General features: G+C 69.7%; 14 protein-coding genes. 3 read left to right on the forward strand and 11 right to left on the reverse strand.

Going from position 1 to position 15093, the window contains the following annotated elements; genetic code table 11:
* Positions 1 to 4: 4 nt before the first annotated feature.
* The 11 genes from nuoK to ADK86_RS02005 form a co-directional block, all read right to left on the reverse strand.
* The gene (nuoK, locus tag ADK86_RS01955) at positions 5 to 304 is read right to left on the reverse strand and encodes an NADH-quinone oxidoreductase subunit NuoK (RefSeq protein WP_003983361.1); all 300 of its coding nucleotides are present in this window, start codon (positions 302 to 304) and stop codon (positions 5 to 7) included.
* Positions 301 to 1113 (reverse strand): NADH-quinone oxidoreductase subunit J, encoded by an 813-nt coding sequence (locus tag ADK86_RS01960; protein WP_053694961.1) that lies wholly within the window; start codon positions 1111 to 1113, stop codon positions 301 to 303. Before ADK86_RS01960 ends, nuoK begins: the two co-directional genes overlap by 4 nt.
* The gene (gene nuoI, locus ADK86_RS01965; protein ID WP_003983359.1) at positions 1110 to 1757 is read right to left on the reverse strand and encodes an NADH-quinone oxidoreductase subunit NuoI; all 648 of its coding nucleotides are present in this window, start codon (positions 1755 to 1757) and stop codon (positions 1110 to 1112) included. The genes ADK86_RS01960 and nuoI overlap by 4 nt, the downstream gene beginning before the upstream one ends.
* A complete protein-coding gene (gene nuoH / locus ADK86_RS01970; RefSeq protein ID WP_053694962.1) occupies positions 1750 to 3129 on the reverse strand; it encodes an NADH-quinone oxidoreductase subunit NuoH in 1380 nt (459 codons plus the stop codon). Before nuoH ends, nuoI begins: the two co-directional genes overlap by 8 nt.
* Positions 3126 to 5645: an NADH-quinone oxidoreductase subunit G gene (locus tag ADK86_RS01975; protein ID WP_053694963.1), complete on the reverse strand. Its 2520-nt coding sequence runs from the start codon at positions 5643 to 5645 to the stop codon at positions 3126 to 3128. The genes nuoH and ADK86_RS01975 overlap by 4 nt, the downstream gene beginning before the upstream one ends.
* Positions 5642 to 6997, reverse strand: coding sequence for an NADH-quinone oxidoreductase subunit NuoF (nuoF, locus tag ADK86_RS01980; RefSeq protein ID WP_003984241.1), 1356 nt, complete (start codon positions 6995 to 6997; stop codon positions 5642 to 5644). The genes ADK86_RS01975 and nuoF overlap by 4 nt, the downstream gene beginning before the upstream one ends.
* Positions 6997 to 7920 carry an NADH-quinone oxidoreductase subunit NuoE gene (gene nuoE, locus ADK86_RS01985; protein ID WP_053694964.1) on the reverse strand — a complete coding sequence of 308 codons (924 nt, stop codon included), beginning with the start codon at positions 7918 to 7920 and terminating at the stop codon, positions 6997 to 6999. Before nuoE ends, nuoF begins: the two co-directional genes overlap by 1 nt.
* Positions 7917 to 9239 (reverse strand): NADH-quinone oxidoreductase subunit D, encoded by a 1323-nt coding sequence (locus ADK86_RS01990; RefSeq protein WP_053694965.1) that lies wholly within the window; start codon positions 9237 to 9239, stop codon positions 7917 to 7919. The genes nuoE and ADK86_RS01990 overlap by 4 nt, the downstream gene beginning before the upstream one ends.
* Positions 9239 to 9937 (reverse strand): NADH-quinone oxidoreductase subunit C, encoded by a 699-nt coding sequence (locus ADK86_RS01995; protein WP_030589464.1) that lies wholly within the window; start codon positions 9935 to 9937, stop codon positions 9239 to 9241. Before ADK86_RS01995 ends, ADK86_RS01990 begins: the two co-directional genes overlap by 1 nt.
* 116 nt (positions 9938 to 10053) lie before the next feature.
* On the reverse strand, positions 10054 to 10608 hold the full coding sequence (locus tag ADK86_RS02000) for a NuoB/complex I 20 kDa subunit family protein (protein ID WP_003984245.1): 555 nt from the start codon (positions 10606 to 10608) through the stop codon (positions 10054 to 10056).
* A 9-nt stretch (positions 10609 to 10617) separates the two neighbouring features.
* Positions 10618 to 10977: an NADH-quinone oxidoreductase subunit A gene (locus tag ADK86_RS02005; RefSeq protein WP_030022241.1), complete on the reverse strand. Its 360-nt coding sequence runs from the start codon at positions 10975 to 10977 to the stop codon at positions 10618 to 10620.
* A gap of 759 nt (positions 10978 to 11736) precedes the next feature.
* On the opposite strand from ADK86_RS02005, the gene ADK86_RS02010 reads away from it, so the two are divergent.
* From ADK86_RS02010 to ADK86_RS42925, 3 genes are all read left to right on the forward strand, one after another.
* Positions 11737 to 12555 (forward strand): C40 family peptidase, encoded by an 819-nt coding sequence (locus tag ADK86_RS02010; protein WP_053694966.1) that lies wholly within the window; start codon positions 11737 to 11739, stop codon positions 12553 to 12555.
* Between the two features lie 326 nt (positions 12556 to 12881).
* Positions 12882 to 14162 (forward strand): hypothetical protein, encoded by a 1281-nt coding sequence (locus tag ADK86_RS45370; protein WP_324611367.1) that lies wholly within the window; start codon positions 12882 to 12884, stop codon positions 14160 to 14162.
* 348 nt (positions 14163 to 14510) lie between these two features.
* Positions 14511 to 15093, forward strand: a 583-nt coding sequence (locus ADK86_RS42925; protein ID WP_234345644.1) for a MarR family transcriptional regulator, incomplete at its 3' end; no start/stop codon positions are given.

Raw genomic sequence — 15093 nt, forward strand, 5'->3', positions numbered from 1 at the left:
CCCCTTACAGCTTCATCAGGCTGGCGTCGTCGACCGAGGCCGTGTGGCGGGTGCGGAAGATGGACACGATGATCGCCAGACCCACCACGACCTCGGCCGCGGCGACGACCATCGTGAAGAACGCGATGATCTGTCCGTCCAGGTTTCCGTGCATCCGCGAGAAGGCCACGAAGGCGAGGTTGCAGGCGTTCAGCATCAGTTCGATGCACATGAACACCACGATGGCGTTCCGCCTGATCAGCACCCCGGCCGCGCCGATGGTGAACAACAGGGCGGCGAGGTAGAGGTAGTTGACCGGGTTCACCGCTTCGCCTCCTCGCTGCGGCCCAGCCGCTCTTCGGACCGCTGCTCCAGCGCCTTCAGCTCGGCCAGCGACTCACCGGAGACGTCCCGGATCTGGCCGCGCTCGCGCAGCGTCGGGTTGACGGTCAGCTCGGACGGGGTGCCGTCGGGAAGCAGGCCGGGGATGTCGACGGCGTTGTGGCGGGCGTACACACCTGGGGCCGGCAGCGGCGGGATCTGCTTGCCCTCGCGGACGCGGGCCTCGGACTGCTCGCGCTGGGTCTTCGCGCGCTCCGTGCGCTCCCGGTGCGTCAGGACCATCGCGCCGACCGCCGCCGTGATCAGCAGGGCGCCGGTGACCTCGAAGGCGAAGACGTACTTGGTGAAGATCAGCGCCGCCAAGCCCTGGACATTGCCCCCGGCGTTGGCCTCGCCGAGGCCGTTGAAGTGCCGCAGCGAGGCGTGGCCGATGCCGGCGATGAGCAGGATGCCGAAGCCCAGGCCACAGGCGGCGGCCAGCCAGCGCTGGCCCTTGAGGGTCTCCTTGAGGGAGTCCGCCGCGGTGACGCCGACCAGCATGACGACGAAGAGGAACAGCATCATGATCGCGCCGGTGTAGACGACGATCTGCACGACGCCCAGGAAGTAGGCGCCGTTGGCGAGGTAGAACACCGCCAGGACGATCATGGTGCCGGCGAGCGACAGGGCGCTGTGCACGGCCCGCTTCATCAGGATCGTGCTCAGCGCGCCGAGCACGGCGACCGTGCCGAGGATCCAGAACTGCACCGCCTCGCCGGTGGACGCGTCGGCGGCCAGGGAGGTCGTCGTCACTGGGTCACCTCCCGCGCGGCGGGCTCCTCGGGCCCGAAGGTGGCCGCGGCCTCCTGGGGCGCCGCGGTGTCCACGCCGCCCTCGCCCTCGGCCGTCTCGCCCTTGGACACCGCCACCTGCCGCACCGTGCCCGGTGCCGCCTCGGTCACCAGGCCGCGGTAGTAGTCCTTCTCCGTCATCCCGGGGTAGATGGCGTGCGGGCTGTCGACCATGGTGTCCTCCAGCCCCGCGAGCAGCTCTTCCTTGGTGTAGATGAGCGATTCGCGGGACCGGTCGGCGAGTTCGTACTCGTTGGTCATGGTCAGTGCGCGGGTGGGGCACGCCTCGACGCACAGGCCGCACAGAATGCAGCGCAGATAGTTGATCTGGTAGACGCGGCCGTAGCGCTCGCCGGGGCTGTAGCGCTCCTCGTCGGTGTTGTCGGCGCCCTCGACGTAGATCGCGTCGGCCGGGCAGGCCCAGGCGCACAGCTCGCAGCCGACGCACTTCTCCAGCCCGTCGGGATGCCGGTTGAGCTGGTGGCGGCCGTGGAAGCGCGGCGCCGTCGGTTTCTTCTCCTCCGGATACTGCTCGGTCAGCCGCTTCTTGAACATGGCCTTGAAGGTCACGCCGAAGCCGGCCACCGGGTTCTGGAAGTCAGGCACCGTCGCCCCCCTTTCCGTCCGTCTCGGTTCGGTCACTGACAGTGTCCACCCCGCCACTGACAATCAGCTCGCGCTCCCGGCGCGGCCGCCGTCGTGGCACGGGTGGCAGGGTCTGTCCGGGCAGCGGTGGTACGGGGAAGCCGCCCGCCATCGGGTCGAAGGCCGGCTCCTCGGCGGCCTCCTCCTTCTCGCCCCGCCGGAAGAAGTCCGCGACGAGCGAGATCAGCAGCACGGCGATGGCCGCGCCGGCCACGTACATCACGATCCGCTGGAAGTCGTAGCCCTCGTTGCGCAGGGCCCGTACGGTCGCGACGAGCATCAGCCAGACCAGGGAGACCGGGATGAGGACCTTCCAGCCCAGCTTCATGAACTGGTCGTAGCGCACGCGTGGCAGCGTGCCGCGCAGCCAGATGAAGAAGAACAGCAGCAGCTGCACCTTGATGACGAACCACAGCAGCGGCCACCAGCCGTGGTTGGCGCCTTCCCAGAAGCTGCTGATCGGGTACGGGGCCTTCCAGCCGCCCAGGAAGAGCGTCACCGCGACCGACGATACGGTCACCATGTTGATGTACTCGGCGAGCATGAACATCGCGAACTTGATGGACGAGTACTCGGTGTTGAAGCCGCCGACCAGGTCGCCCTCGGACTCCGGCATGTCGAACGGGGCGCGGTTGGTCTCGCCCACCATGGCGACGATGTAGATGATGAAGGAGACCGGGAGCAGCAGGACGTACCACTTGTCCTGCTGGGACTCCACGATCGTGGACGTGGACATCGACCCGGAGTAGAGGAAGACCGACGCGAACGACAGGCCCATCGCGATCTCGTAGGAGACCATCTGCGCGCACGAGCGCAGGCCGCCGAGCAGCGGGTACGTCGAGCCGGACGACCAGCCCGCCAGCACGATGCCGTAGATGCCGACGGAGGCCGTGGCGAGGATGTAGAGCACGCCGATCGGCAGGTCGGTGAGCTGCATCGCCGTACGGTGCCCGAAGACCGAGATCTCGTTGCCGGCCGGGCCGAACGGGATCACCGCGACGGCCATGAAGGCCGGTACGGCCGCCACGATCGGCGCGAGTACGTACACCGCCTTGTCGGCCCGCTTGACGACCAGGTCCTCCTTGAGCATCAGCTTGATGCCGTCCGCGAGGGACTGGAGCATGCCCCAGGGGCCGTGCCGGTTGGGCCCGATGCGCAGCTGCATCCAGGCGACGACCTTGCGTTCCCAGACGATGGAGAACAGCACGGTCAGCATCAGGAACGCGAAGCAGAAGACCGCCTTGACCGCGATCAGCCACCACGGGTCGCGGCCGAACATCGACAGGTCTTCCTGGGCCAGCGGCAGGCCGGTCAGGGCCAGTTCCCTCGTCATGCGTCCACCTCCTCGACCGGGCCGGACGTGCCGGACGGTGCACCGGCCACGGCCGCGACCTTGACCAAATCCCCGGGCCGCGCGCCCGTATCGGCGACGGCCCCGCCGCCCACCGAGTTCAGCGGCAGCCACACCACCCGGTCGGGCATCGGTGTGACCGCCAGCGGCAGCCGTACGGACCCGTGGGGCCCGGTGACCGCCAGCAGGTCGCCGTCCTTGACGCCGGTCTCCTCGGCGGTGGCCGCCGACATCCGGGCCACGGCCGCGTGCCGCGTGCCGGCCAGCGCCTCGTCGCCCTCCTGCATCCGCCCCTTGTCGAGGAGCAGTTTGTGGCCCGCCAGCACGGCTTCGCCCGGTTCCGGGCGGGGCAGCGCGCGCCCCGGCTCCAGGGGGTCGGACGCGTACGTACCGCCCCATGTGCCCAGCGCGGTCAGCTCCCTGCGCACGGCCCGTACGTCGGGCAGCGCCAGGTGGACGTCCATGGCGTCGGCGAGCATGTGCAGGACCCGGGCGTCCGGCAGCAGGTGCCGGCGCGTCACCTGGTCGGGCTTGAGCGCGGCCTCGAACGGCCGGGCCCGGCCCTCCCAGTTGAGGAACGTGCCGGACTTCTCCACGACCGCCGCGACCGGGAGGACCACGTCCGCCCGCTCCGTGACGGCCGAAGGCCGCTGTTCCAGGCTCACCAGGAAGCCCACCGAGTCCAGCGCCTCCAGGGTCAGCGCCGGGTCCGGCAGGTCCGCCGGGTCGACGCCCGCCACCAGCAGGGCGCTCAGTTCCCCGGCCGCGGCGGCGGCGACGATCTGGCCGGTGTCCCGGCCGTGCCGCTGCGGCAGGTCGGCAACGCCCCAGGCGGCGGCGACCTCCTCGCGGGCCCGCGGGTCGGTGGCCGGGCGCCCGCCCGGCAGCAGTCCCGGCAGCGCGCCCGCCTCCAGGGCGCCGCGCTCGCCGGCCCGCCGCGGAATCCATACGAGCCGGGCGCCGGTGGCGGTGGCGGCCCGGATCGCCGCCGTCAGCGCGCCCGGCACCGCCGCCAGCCGCTCGCCGACGACGATCACCGAGCCGGCGCCGCGCAGCGCCTCGGCCGCGGTCCGGCCCGGCCCCTCCAAGCCGACGCCGCCGGCGAGCGCGTCCAGCCACTCCGTCTCCGTGCCGGGCGCGGCGGGCAGCAGCGTGCCGCCTGCCTTGATCAGGCCGCGTGTCGCGTAGGACGCGAGCCCGAAGGTGCGCTGCCCATGCTTGCGGTACGCCTTGCGCAGCCGCAGGAAGACGCCGGGCGCCTCCTCCTCCGCCTCGATTCCGGCGAGCAGGACGGCCGGTGCCTTCTCCAGGTCCGCGTACGCGATGGACGAACCGCCCAGGTCGCGCCCCCGCCCGGCGACCCGCGCCGCCAGGAACTCGGCCTCCTCGGCGCTGTGCGCGCGCGCCCGGAAATCGATGTCGTTGGTGTCCAGGGCGAGCCGCGCGAACTTGGCGTAGGCGTACGCGTCCTCGACGGTCAGCCGGCCGCCGGTCAGCACGCCCGTACGGCCCTTGGCGGCGCCCAGCCCGCGCGCCGCCGCCTCCAGGGCCTCCGGCCAGCTCGCCGTGACCAGCTCACCGGTCTCCGCGTCCCGCACCATCGGGTGCTCCAGCCGGTCGCGCTGCTGCGCGTACCGGAAGGCGAAGCGCCCCTTGTCGCAGATCCACTCCTCGTTGACCTCGGGGTCCTCGGCGGCCAGCCGCCGCATGACCTTGCCGCGCCGGTGGTCCGTACGGATGGCGCAGCCGCCCGCGCAGTGCTCGCAGGTGCCCGGCGAGGAGACCAGGTCGAAGGGGCGCGACCGGAAGCGGTAGGCGGCCGAGGTGAGGGCGCCGACCGGGCAGATCTGGATGGTGTTGCCGGAGAAGTACGACTCGAACGGGTCGCCCTCGCCCGTACCGACCTGCTGGAGCGCGCCCCGCTCGATCAGTTCGATCATCGGGTCGCCCGCGATCTGGTTGGAGAAGCGGGTGCAGCGCGCGCACAGCACGCACCGTTCGCGGTCCAGCAGCACCTGCTTCGAGATGGGCACCGGCTTGGCGAAGGTGCGCTTCTTGCCCTCGAAGCGGGTGTCGGCCTGCCCGGCGGACATGGCCTGGTTCTGCAACGGGCACTCGCCGCCCTTGTCGCAGACCGGGCAGTCCAGCGGGTGGTTGATCAGCAGCAGTTCCATCACGCCGCGCTGTGCCTTCTCCGCGACCGGCGAGGTGAGCTGCGACTTGACCACCATGCCGTCGGTGCAGGTGATGGTGCAGGAGGCCATCGGCTTGCGCTGGCCCTCCACCTCCACGATGCACTGGCGGCAGGCGCCGGCCGGGTCCAGCAGCGGGTGGTCGCAAAAGCGCGGGATCTCGATGCCGAGGAGTTCGGCGGCCCGGATGACCAGCGTCCCCTTGGGGACGGAGATGTCGATGCCGTCGATCGTCAGCGTGACGAGGTCTTCGGGCGGGATGGCCGCCTCGCCGCCCCCCGCGGGGGCGTCGCTGGTGACCGTCATGCGTTCACCCCCAGGTGAGCGTCGGTGTCGGCCCAGGCGGTCGACTTGGCGGGGTCGAAGGGGCAGCCCTTGCCGGTGATGTGCTGCTCGTACTCCGCGCGGAAGTACTTCAGCGAGGAGAAGATCGGGGAGGCGGCGCCGTCACCGAGCGCGCAGAAGGACTTGCCGTTGATGTTGTCGGCGATGTCGTTCAGCTTGTCGAGGTCGTCCATGCGGCCCCGGCCGGCCTCGATGTCGCGCAGCAGCTGGACGAGCCAGTAGGTGCCCTCGCGGCAGGGTGTGCACTTGCCGCAGGACTCGTGCGCGTAGAACTCGGTCCAGCGGGTCACGGCCCGTACGACGCAGGTGGTCTCGTCGAAGCACTGGAGCGCCTTGGTGCCGAGCATCGAGCCCGCGGCGCCGACGTTCTCGTAGTCGAGCGGCACGTCCAGGTGCTCGTCGGTGAACATCGGCGTGGAGGAACCGCCGGGCGTCCAGAACTTCAGCCGGTGGCCGGGCCGCATGCCGCCGCTCATGTCGAGCAGCTGGCGCAGCGTGATGCCCAGCGGGCCTTCGTACTGGCCGGGGTTGGCGACGTGGCCGCTGAGCGAGTACAGCGTGAAGCCCGGGGACTTCTCGCTGCCCATCGAGCGGAACCACTCCTTGCCCTTGTTCATGATGGCGGGAACCGACGCGATGGACTCGACGTTGTTCACGACAGTGGGGCAGGCGTACAGGCCCGCCACCGCCGGGAAGGGAGGACGCAGCCGGGGCTGTCCGCGACGGCCCTCCAGGGAGTCCAGCAGCGCGGTCTCCTCGCCGCAGATGTACGCGCCCGCGCCCGCGTGCACGACGACGTCCAGGTCCAGGCCCGAGCCGAGGATGTCGCGCCCGAGGTAGCCCGCCTCGTACGCCTCCCGGACGGCCTCGTGCAACCGCCGCAGGACGGGCACGACTTCACCGCGCAGGTAGATGAAGGCGTGGTGCGACCGGATCGCGTGGCACGCGATGACGATGCCCTCGATCAGGGAGTGCGGATTGGCGAAGAGCAGCGGGATGTCCTTGCAGGTGCCCGGCTCGGACTCGTCGGCGTTGACGACGAGGTAGTGCGGCTTGCCGTCGCCCTGCGGGATGAACTGCCATTTCATCCCGGTGGGGAAGCCGGCGCCGCCGCGTCCGCGCAGGCCCGCGTCCTTGACGTACGCGATCACGTCGTCCGGCGGCATCGCGAGGGCCTTGCGCATGCCCTCGTAGCCCTCGTGCCGCAGATAGGTCTCCAGCGTCCAGGACCCGGGCTGGTCCCAGAAGGCGGACAGCACGGGCGCGAGCAGCTTCTCCGGGTTGGCCTTGCTGACCTCGGCGGCCACGGTCATCACTCCCCCTCCTCGGCGGTCGGGCCGGAAGTGTCACTGCGGGGCGAAGCCCCTCCGTCCGGGGTGGTGGCGGGAGACGGGTGGGCGGGATCGCTCGCCGAGGTCTCGCGGGGCGCGTCGTGCGAGCTGGGGTGGGTGGCCGGTGCCTCGCCCGGCGCCCGCCCGGCGGCCTCGCCCTCGCCCTCGGCGGGCACCGCGCCCCGCTGCGGTACGACATGGTCGGCGGACCCCGCGCCCGGTACGGCCTCGCCCTTGGCCAGCCGCAGCCCCACCAGCGACGCGGGCCCGGCCCCGCCGGTGGCCTCGACCGCGCCGGGGCGCCGGTCGGGGAACCCGGCGAGGATGCGGGCCGTTTCCTTGTACGTGCACAGCGGCGCGCCCCGGGTCGGCTCGACGGTCCGTCCTGCCCGCAGGTCGTCGACCAGCCGTTTGGCGCTCTCCGGCGTCTGGTTGTCGAAGAACTCCCAGTTGACCATCACGACCGGCGCGAAGTCGCAGGCCGCGTTGCACTCGATGTGCTCCAGCGTGACCTTGCCGTCGTCGGTGGTCTGCCCGTTGCCGACGCCGAGGTGCTTCTGGAGCGTCTCGAAGATCTCGTCGCCGCCCATGACCGCGCACAGCGTGTTGGTGCACACCCCCACCTGGTAGTCCCCGCTCGGCCCGCGCCGGTACATGGAGTAGAAGGTGGCGACGGCGGTGACCTCCGCCGTGGTGAGGTCCAGCAGCTCGGCGCAGAAGCGGATGCCCGTACGGGTGACGTGCCCCTCCTCGGCCTGGACGAGGTGCAGCAGCGGCAGCAGCGCGGACCGCGGGCCGGGGTAGCGGGCGATCACCTCCTCGGCGTCCGCTTCGAGCCGGGCCCTCACCTCGGCCGGGTAGTCGGGGGCGGGGAGCTGCGGCATCCCCAAGCTGACGTCTGTCACCGGTCGACGCCTCCCATCACGGGGTCGATGGACGCGACGGCGACGATGACGTCGGCCACCTGGCCGCCCTCGCACATCGCCGCCATGGCCTGGAGGTTGGTGAAGGACGGATCGCGGAAGTGCACCCGGTACGGGCGGGTCCCGCCGTCGCTGACCGCGTGCACGCCCAGCTCTCCCTTGGCGGACTCCACGGCCGTGTACGCCTGGCCCGGCGGCACCCGGAAGCCCTCCGTCACCAGCTTGAAGTGGTGGATCAGGGCCTCCATCGAGGTCCCCATGATCTTTTTGATGTGGTCGAGCGAGTTGCCCAGCCCGTCGGGCCCGAGCGCCAGCTGGGCGGGCCAGGCGATCTTCTTGTCGGCGACCATCACCGGCCCCGGCGCGAGGCGGTCCAGGCACTGTTCGACGATGCGCAGCGACTGGCGCATCTCCTCCAGGCGGATCAGGAAACGTCCGTAGGCGTCGCAGGTGTCGGCGGTCGGCACCTCGAAGTCGTAGTGCTCGTATCCGCAGTACGGCTGGGTCTTGCGCAGGTCGTGCGGGAGCCCGGCGGAGCGCAGTACCGGCCCGGTGGCGCCGGTGGCCAGGCAGCCGGCCAGGTCCAGGTAGCCGATGTCCTGCATCCGGCCCTTGAAGACCGGGTTGCCGGTGGCGAGCTTGTCGTATTCGGGCAGGTTCTTGCGCATCTTCTTCACGAATTCGCGCACCTGGTCGACCGCGCCCGGCGGCAGGTCCTGGGCGAGCCCGCCGGGCCGGATGTACGCGTGGTTCATCCGCAGGCCGGTGATCAGCTCGTAGATGTCCAGGATCAGTTCGCGGTCCCGGAACCCGTAGATCATGATCGTGGTGGCGCCCAGCTCCATGCCGCCGGTGGCGATGGCCACCAGGTGGGAGGAGAGGCGGTTCAGCTCCATCAGCATCACGCGGATGACGGACGCCCGGTCCGGCACCTCGTCGGTGATGCCGAGCAGCTTCTCCACGGCCAGGCAGTACGCCGTCTCGTTGAAGAACGGCGTCAGGTAATCCATCCGGGTGACGAAGGTGGTGCCCTGCGTCCATGTGCGGTATTCGAGGTTCTTCTCGATGCCGGTGTGCAGGTAGCCGATGCCGCAGCGGGCCTCGGTGACGGTCTCGCCGTCGATCTCCAGGATCAGCCGCAGCACGCCGTGGGTGGAGGGGTGCTGGGGGCCCATGTTGACGACGATCCGCTCGTCGTCCGTACGGGCCGCGGCGGCCGCGATCTCGTCCCAGTCGCCGCCGGTGACCGTGTAGACGGTGCCCTCGGTGGTCTCCCGAGGGGTCGCATGGCTGGTGGACATCAGGTGTACGACCTCCGCTGGTCGGGAGCCGGGATCTGGGCGCCCTTGTACTCGACGGGAATGCCGCCGAGCGGGTAGTCCTTGCGCTGCGGGAAGCCCTGCCAGTCGTCCGGCATCATGATCCGGGTGAGCGCCGGGTGGCCGTCGAAGACCAGGCCGAAGAAGTCGTATGTCTCGCGCTCGTGCCAGTCGTTGGTCGGGTAGACGGCGACCAGGGACGGCACGTGCGGGTCGGCGTCCGGGGCCGACACCTCCAGCCGGATCAGCCGGTTGTGGGTGATCGAGCGCAGGTGGTAGACGGCGTGCAGCTCGCGGCCCTTGTCGCCGGGGAAGTGCACCCCGCTGACGCCGGTGCACAGCTCGAAGCGCAGCGCCGGGTCGTCGCGCAGGGTCTTCGCCACGGTCGGCAGGTACTCCCGCTCGATGTGGAAGGTCAGCTCGCCGCGGTCGACGACCGTCTTCTCGATGACGTTCTCGGGGACCAGCCCCTGTTCGTCCAGCGCGCCTTCGAGTTCGTCCGCGACCTCGTCGAACCAGCCGCCGTACGGGCGGGGCGTGGCGCCCGGCATCCGTACGGACCGTACGAGCCCGCCGTACCCGGAGGTGTCGCCGCCGCCACTGGCGCCGAACATGCCGCGGCGGGTGTCGATGACCTCGCCGTGGTCGCCGCGCTGGCCGGGGAGGTTCTGCGCGTTCAGGTCCTTGTCGGGGTTGACCCCGTTGGGCCCCTTGGTTCCGCCGGACGCGTTGACACCGCCAGTGCCGTTGGTGTCACCGCTGCCGCCGGTCCCGCCGGTTCCCTTGGTGCCGTCGCTCACCGCAGCAGCCCCTTCATCTCGATCGTCGGGAGCGCCTTGAGCGCCGCTTCCTCCGCCTCGCGGGCCGCCTGCCGCTGGTTGACGCCGAGCTTGGAGCTCTGGATCTTCTGGTGCAGCTTGAGGATGGCGTCCATCAGCATTTCGGGACGCGGCGGGCAGCCGGGCAGGTAGATGTCCACCGGGACGATGTGGTCGACGCCCTGGACGATCGCGTAGTTGTTGAACATGCCGCCCGACGAGGCGCATACGCCCATCGAGATGACCCATTTCGGGTTCGGCATCTGGTCGTAGACCTGCCGCAGCACGGGCGCCATCTTCTGGCTCACCCGGCCGGCCACGATCATCAGGTCCGCCTGGCGCGGCGAGCCGCGGAAGACCTCCATGCCGAAGCGGGCGAGGTCGTAGCGCCCGGCACCGGTCGTCATCATCTCGATGGCGCAGCAGGCGAGGCCGAAGGTGGCGGGGAAGACCGACGACTTGCGCACCCAGCCGGCGGCCTGTTCGACGGTGGAAAGCAGAAAGCCGCTGGGCAGCTTCTCTTCAAGTCCCATTGATGGCTCCTAATCCCATTCCAGGCCGCCCCGACGCCATACGTAGGCGTAGGCGACGAAGACGGTGAGCGCGAAGAGGAGCATCTCCACGAGCCCGAAAAGCCCGAGCGCATCGAAGGTGACGGCCCAGGGATAAAGGAAGACGATCTCGATGTCGAAAATGATGAAGAGCATCGCCGTCAGGTAGTACTTGATCGGAAATCGACCGCCGCCGGCCGGCTGCGGCGTCGGCTCGATTCCGCATTCGTACGCCTCTAGCTTCGCCCGGTTGTAGCGCTTGGGCCCGACGAGCGTGGCCATCACGACAGAGAAGATCGCAAAGCCTGCCCCGAGGGCTCCCAGTACGAGGATGGGCGCATAAGCGTTCACCGTCCCCGCTCCCTTCAGTCGACGATGACTGGATGGCGGTCCGCCCGGCCCCGCGCACCGCCCCACGAAGATCGCGCCTATGTGAGGCAGTTCACAAGCCCGAGCCGCCTGCATCTTATGCCCGCTGGTCTGTGATCTGCGACACGGGGTGCGACAACGCCTTTGTGATCTCCACCACCTGACGGCCGGTCATCCTGTCCGATGAGCGTCGATCTTCGTACAGGAAGCGCGCGGATGATCACTGGAGGTGACATTTCGCGGCGTAACCCCTGGTCAGCGAGGGGTTGCTACTATCAAGTGGTACGGGATGCAAGCAAATTGGCGCTGGCCGCCGCCAACTGATAACGCACCGCGGGCCACCGGGTCAGGGAAGATCCACCCGCTCCACCGTGACCACCCCGAGACCGTCGTGACCGTCCCGTGATCATCGGTACGTGCCCGCGTTCACGAGCACACCCGCCCCGGTGACATCACGGGCACATAACGGGCACTCAGGAGTGAGCTATCCCACGCGGCTCACGGTCTTGAACGCTTGACCCCCGGGAAGCCTTGGCGTGGCGGATCAGTTGGTGGTAAGCGCCTCCGGGGCCCGTACCGGCCCGTAAATGCCATGCGCAGGAACATGATCACGAAATCCGGACAGGCCACCGCCCGGCCCGCGACCGGCGATTAGTCCCTTTTATTCACCGTGTACGCGTCAAGTGTGGTGCACACCACCTTTGTTGGCAGCAACCTGTGGCTCCTGATAGCCGTGGTGCCATGTCCCCGAACGCAGCCATACCCAGCCACCGGAAGCCCCGCCGTTCCGCGTCCTCGCGGGCACTGCGCGCAGGGGTCACCGGTGGCATCATCACCCTGGCGGTGACCGGCGCGAGCATGCCGGCCGGCGCCGCGGAGAAGCCCGTCTCCGAGACCCAGGAAATGCCGACCATCACCTCGGCACTCAGCACCAGCCTGGCCAAGAGCGCGGACACCGCCCAGCAGATGGCACTCGACTACGAGCTGCAGGCCGCGCAGGACACCGCCACCACCCAGGCCACCGAGGCCGCCACCAAGGCGAAGGCGGAGGCCGACCGCAAGGCCGAGGCCGAGAAGAAGGCCGAACAGGCCCGTAAGGCCAAGGAGGAGAAGACCGCCCAGGCGCGCGCCTCCCGCTCCTCCGAGCGCACGTCGCTGCGCGCCATGTCCGCGTCGTCCGACGACTCCCCCGTCACCGGCGCGACCGGCAGCACCGCCTCCCTGATCAGCTTCCTGCGCGCGCAGATCGGCAAGTCCTACGTGCTGGGCGCCTCCGGCCCGTCCGCGTACGACTGCTCCAGCCTGGTCCAGGCCGCTTACCGGACGATCGGCATCGACCTGCCGCGCACCTCGCAGCCGCAGTCCACCGCCGGCACCCAGGTCAGCATGAGCAACCTCCAGGTCGGGGACATCCTCTACTGGGGCAGCGCGGGCAGCGCGTACCACGTGGCCGTCTACGTCGGTAACGGCAACTTCATCGGTGCCCAGAACTCCAGCACCGGCATCGTGGAGAAGCCGCTGAGCTACAGCCAGCCGACCGGCGCGGTCCGCGTCCTGTAGGACCGCCCCCACGCAACGGCCGAGGGCCGCCGTTCCCACCGCTCGGGAACGGCGGCCCTCGTGCGTTGCGTCAGCAAATAGGGGAAAGGTCCTTTTTCATGATGGGTGGCCGGTTCCGGTCGCGTCGTCCATTCGAGTAAGCAACGCCCGTTCGGCACAACTACCGTAACGGCTCTGTACCAGTTGTACCTCTCGCCGTACTCATCCCTTCCGCCCCGTAATGCCGACACCCTCTTTCCGAGGCATCGACGGAGGCTGAACGAGAGGAAGCGTTTGCTTACATGAGAATCCGCCGCGCTCATACTTTTCGGGCCGTCACCTGGTCGGTGACGGCGGCCGCTCTTGCCTCCGCCCTCAGCCTGGGACCGGTACACGCCACCGACCTCCCCTGTCCCCAGTCCAAGAGCAGACAGACGTCCGCCGATAGCTGCCCGACACCGTCCGCCGGCAAGCCCGCAGCGAAGAAACCCGCCGCGAAAAAGCCTGCTGCGAAGAAGCCCGCCGCCAAGAAGCAGGCGCCGAAAAAGCCGCGGCCCAAGAAGCAGGCCGTGCGCAAGCCCCGCCCGAAGAAGCAAGCGGCCGTGAAGCCGAGCAGCGGGCGACCGGTGAGCTGCCCGCCGTGCCAGTCCACGCCCAGGAAACCCGCTGCGAAGAAGCAGGCGCCGAAAAAGCCGCGGCCCAAGAAGCAGGTCGTGCGCAAGCCCCGCCCGAAGAAGCAGGCGGCCGTGAAGCCGGGTGGCGGGCGACCGGTGGGCTGCCCGCCGTGCCAGTCCGCGCCCAGGAAACCCACTACGAAAAAGCCCGTCGCGAAGAAGCCGTCGACGCAGCGGCCCCCGGCCCAAAAGCTCCCCGCCAAGAAGCCGCCCATCCAGGAGCCGCCCACCCAGGAGCCGCCCGCCCAGAAGCCGCCGGCCAAGAAGCCGCCGGCCAAGAAGAAGCAGCTCAAGAGGGGCCACGGCTGGAGCTGGCAAGGGCTCTACATCGACGCCGCCGACCTCCGCAAGGTCAATGTCTTCCTCGCGCGCGCCAAGAAGGCCGAACGCACCATCAGCCCTCAGGTCCGCAGCATCGCCCGTAAGACCAAGGCCACCATGGTCGGTTTCAACGAACGCAAACGGTCCCCGGAATCCATCAAGCGCTCGGTCGCGCGCGATATGCAGAACAACCCGACCGAGACGGTGGACGATGCCCTGGACAAGGTTTACAACTCGGTGCGCTACATCCTGCGGTGGCCGGACGCGTCGTATGTCAAAGGCGTGAAGGACAGCACCAAACTGCTGGCCCAGTGGAAGAACGCAAACCTCCGCTGGTCCAACACGTGGGCGCGTCCGCGGGGATACAAGGGAATCAACACGGCCTGGCGGGCGAACGATTCGGGCCACCCGTACGAGCTCCAGTTCCACACGCCGAAGAGCCAGGACGCCCAGAAACGCAGCTCGAAGCTGTACGAAGAGGCACACCACCCGCGCACGACCGGCAGCCGCCGGGCACAGCTCCAGAACCAGATGAACCGCAATTACGCCTCGGTGCCGTGCCCCGCTGGGGCCCAGTTGCTCAGCGCGCCGCGGCGGCGGGCGATGGAACGGCCGGGGGTGACCACGCTGTAGGCGAAGCGGGCCCCGGAGCCTCGCCGTGCCCGCCGAAAGGGAGGGCGTTTTCGCCGACGTATCCCACCGGGTCGTGGATACCGCGACCCGGTGGGCGGCAGTGCGGTGAGCGAGGCTGTGGTGAACGATGTTCCGGTGTCCCGCGAGATCCTTAAAGAACTAGGGAAAGAACCTTCCAACCTCCCCCCCTTCCCCCCGATTTCCCTTTGTCACCTGATCAGGTGATGGGCTCGCTTTGGGGGGCCGGAAGGCTGTACGTTCGCGCCACAACCCAGAAATTGAACGGCCCCCGACGGGACTGCCATCCCATGTGTCGAGGGCCTATCAAGAGGAAGAAGTGCCTTCCCCATGACTCGATCCGAGTCTAACGCCCGTCCCTGTCCGCCCGCTGCCGTGTCGCCCACCGGTGTGACCCACGTCCGGCACCGCCACGACACCCACTTCACCGTCGTCGGCAACCACCTCGCCCTCCACCCGACGCTCTCCGCCGTCGCCATCGGCCTCGCCGTACGCATCCAGGCCCTGGCCGACGGCGCCCACGTCAGCATCCGGGCGCTCTCCATGCAGCTGCCGGAGACGGAGTACCGGATCGCGCGGGCCCTGAAGGAGCTGGAGGAAGCGGGCTACTTGGAGCGCCGCCGCGAGCGCGTTCCCGGCCAGCGGATCGTCACCCGAACCACGTACTACGAGCACCCGGGCGCGCGCTCGGAGCCGGGTACGCAGCCGGTACCGGCGCCCCGGTCGCCCGAGCCCGCGGGCGGCAAGCCGCCCGCGGCCCCTCCGCAGGAGCCGCCGCCGGACGAGCCCCCGCCGGACTTCCCGCCGCCGGACGATCCTCTACCGGATGAGCCGCCGCCCGCGCCCCGCCCACAGCCTGTGGACACACCGGACCCCGCCCCCGAGCCCAGCCCCAGCGCCAGCCCGGAATCCG

The sequence above is a fragment of the Streptomyces sp. NRRL F-5755 genome (genome assembly GCF_001279365.1).
Lineage (GTDB): Bacteria > Actinomycetota > Actinomycetes > Streptomycetales > Streptomycetaceae > Streptomyces > Streptomyces rimosus.

Coding starts and splice junctions, on each gene's coding strand:
- nuoH (WP_053694962.1), bottom strand. CDS start 3,129: ATGACGAGGGAACTGGCCCTGACCGGCCTGCCGCTGGCCCAGGAAGAC.
- ADK86_RS01975 (WP_053694963.1), bottom strand. CDS start 5,645: ATGACGGTCACCAGCGACGCCCCCGCGGGGGGCGGCGAGGCGGCCATC.
- nuoF (WP_003984241.1), bottom strand. CDS start 6,997: ATGACCGTGGCCGCCGAGGTCAGCAAGGCCAACCCGGAGAAGCTGCTC.
- ADK86_RS01990 (WP_053694965.1), bottom strand. CDS start 9,239: ATGTCCACCAGCCATGCGACCCCTCGGGAGACCACCGAGGGCACCGTC.
- ADK86_RS02000 (WP_003984245.1), bottom strand. CDS start 10,608: ATGGGACTTGAAGAGAAGCTGCCCAGCGGCTTTCTGCTTTCCACCGTC.
- ADK86_RS02010 (WP_053694966.1), top strand. CDS start 11,737: ATGTCCCCGAACGCAGCCATACCCAGCCACCGGAAGCCCCGCCGTTCC.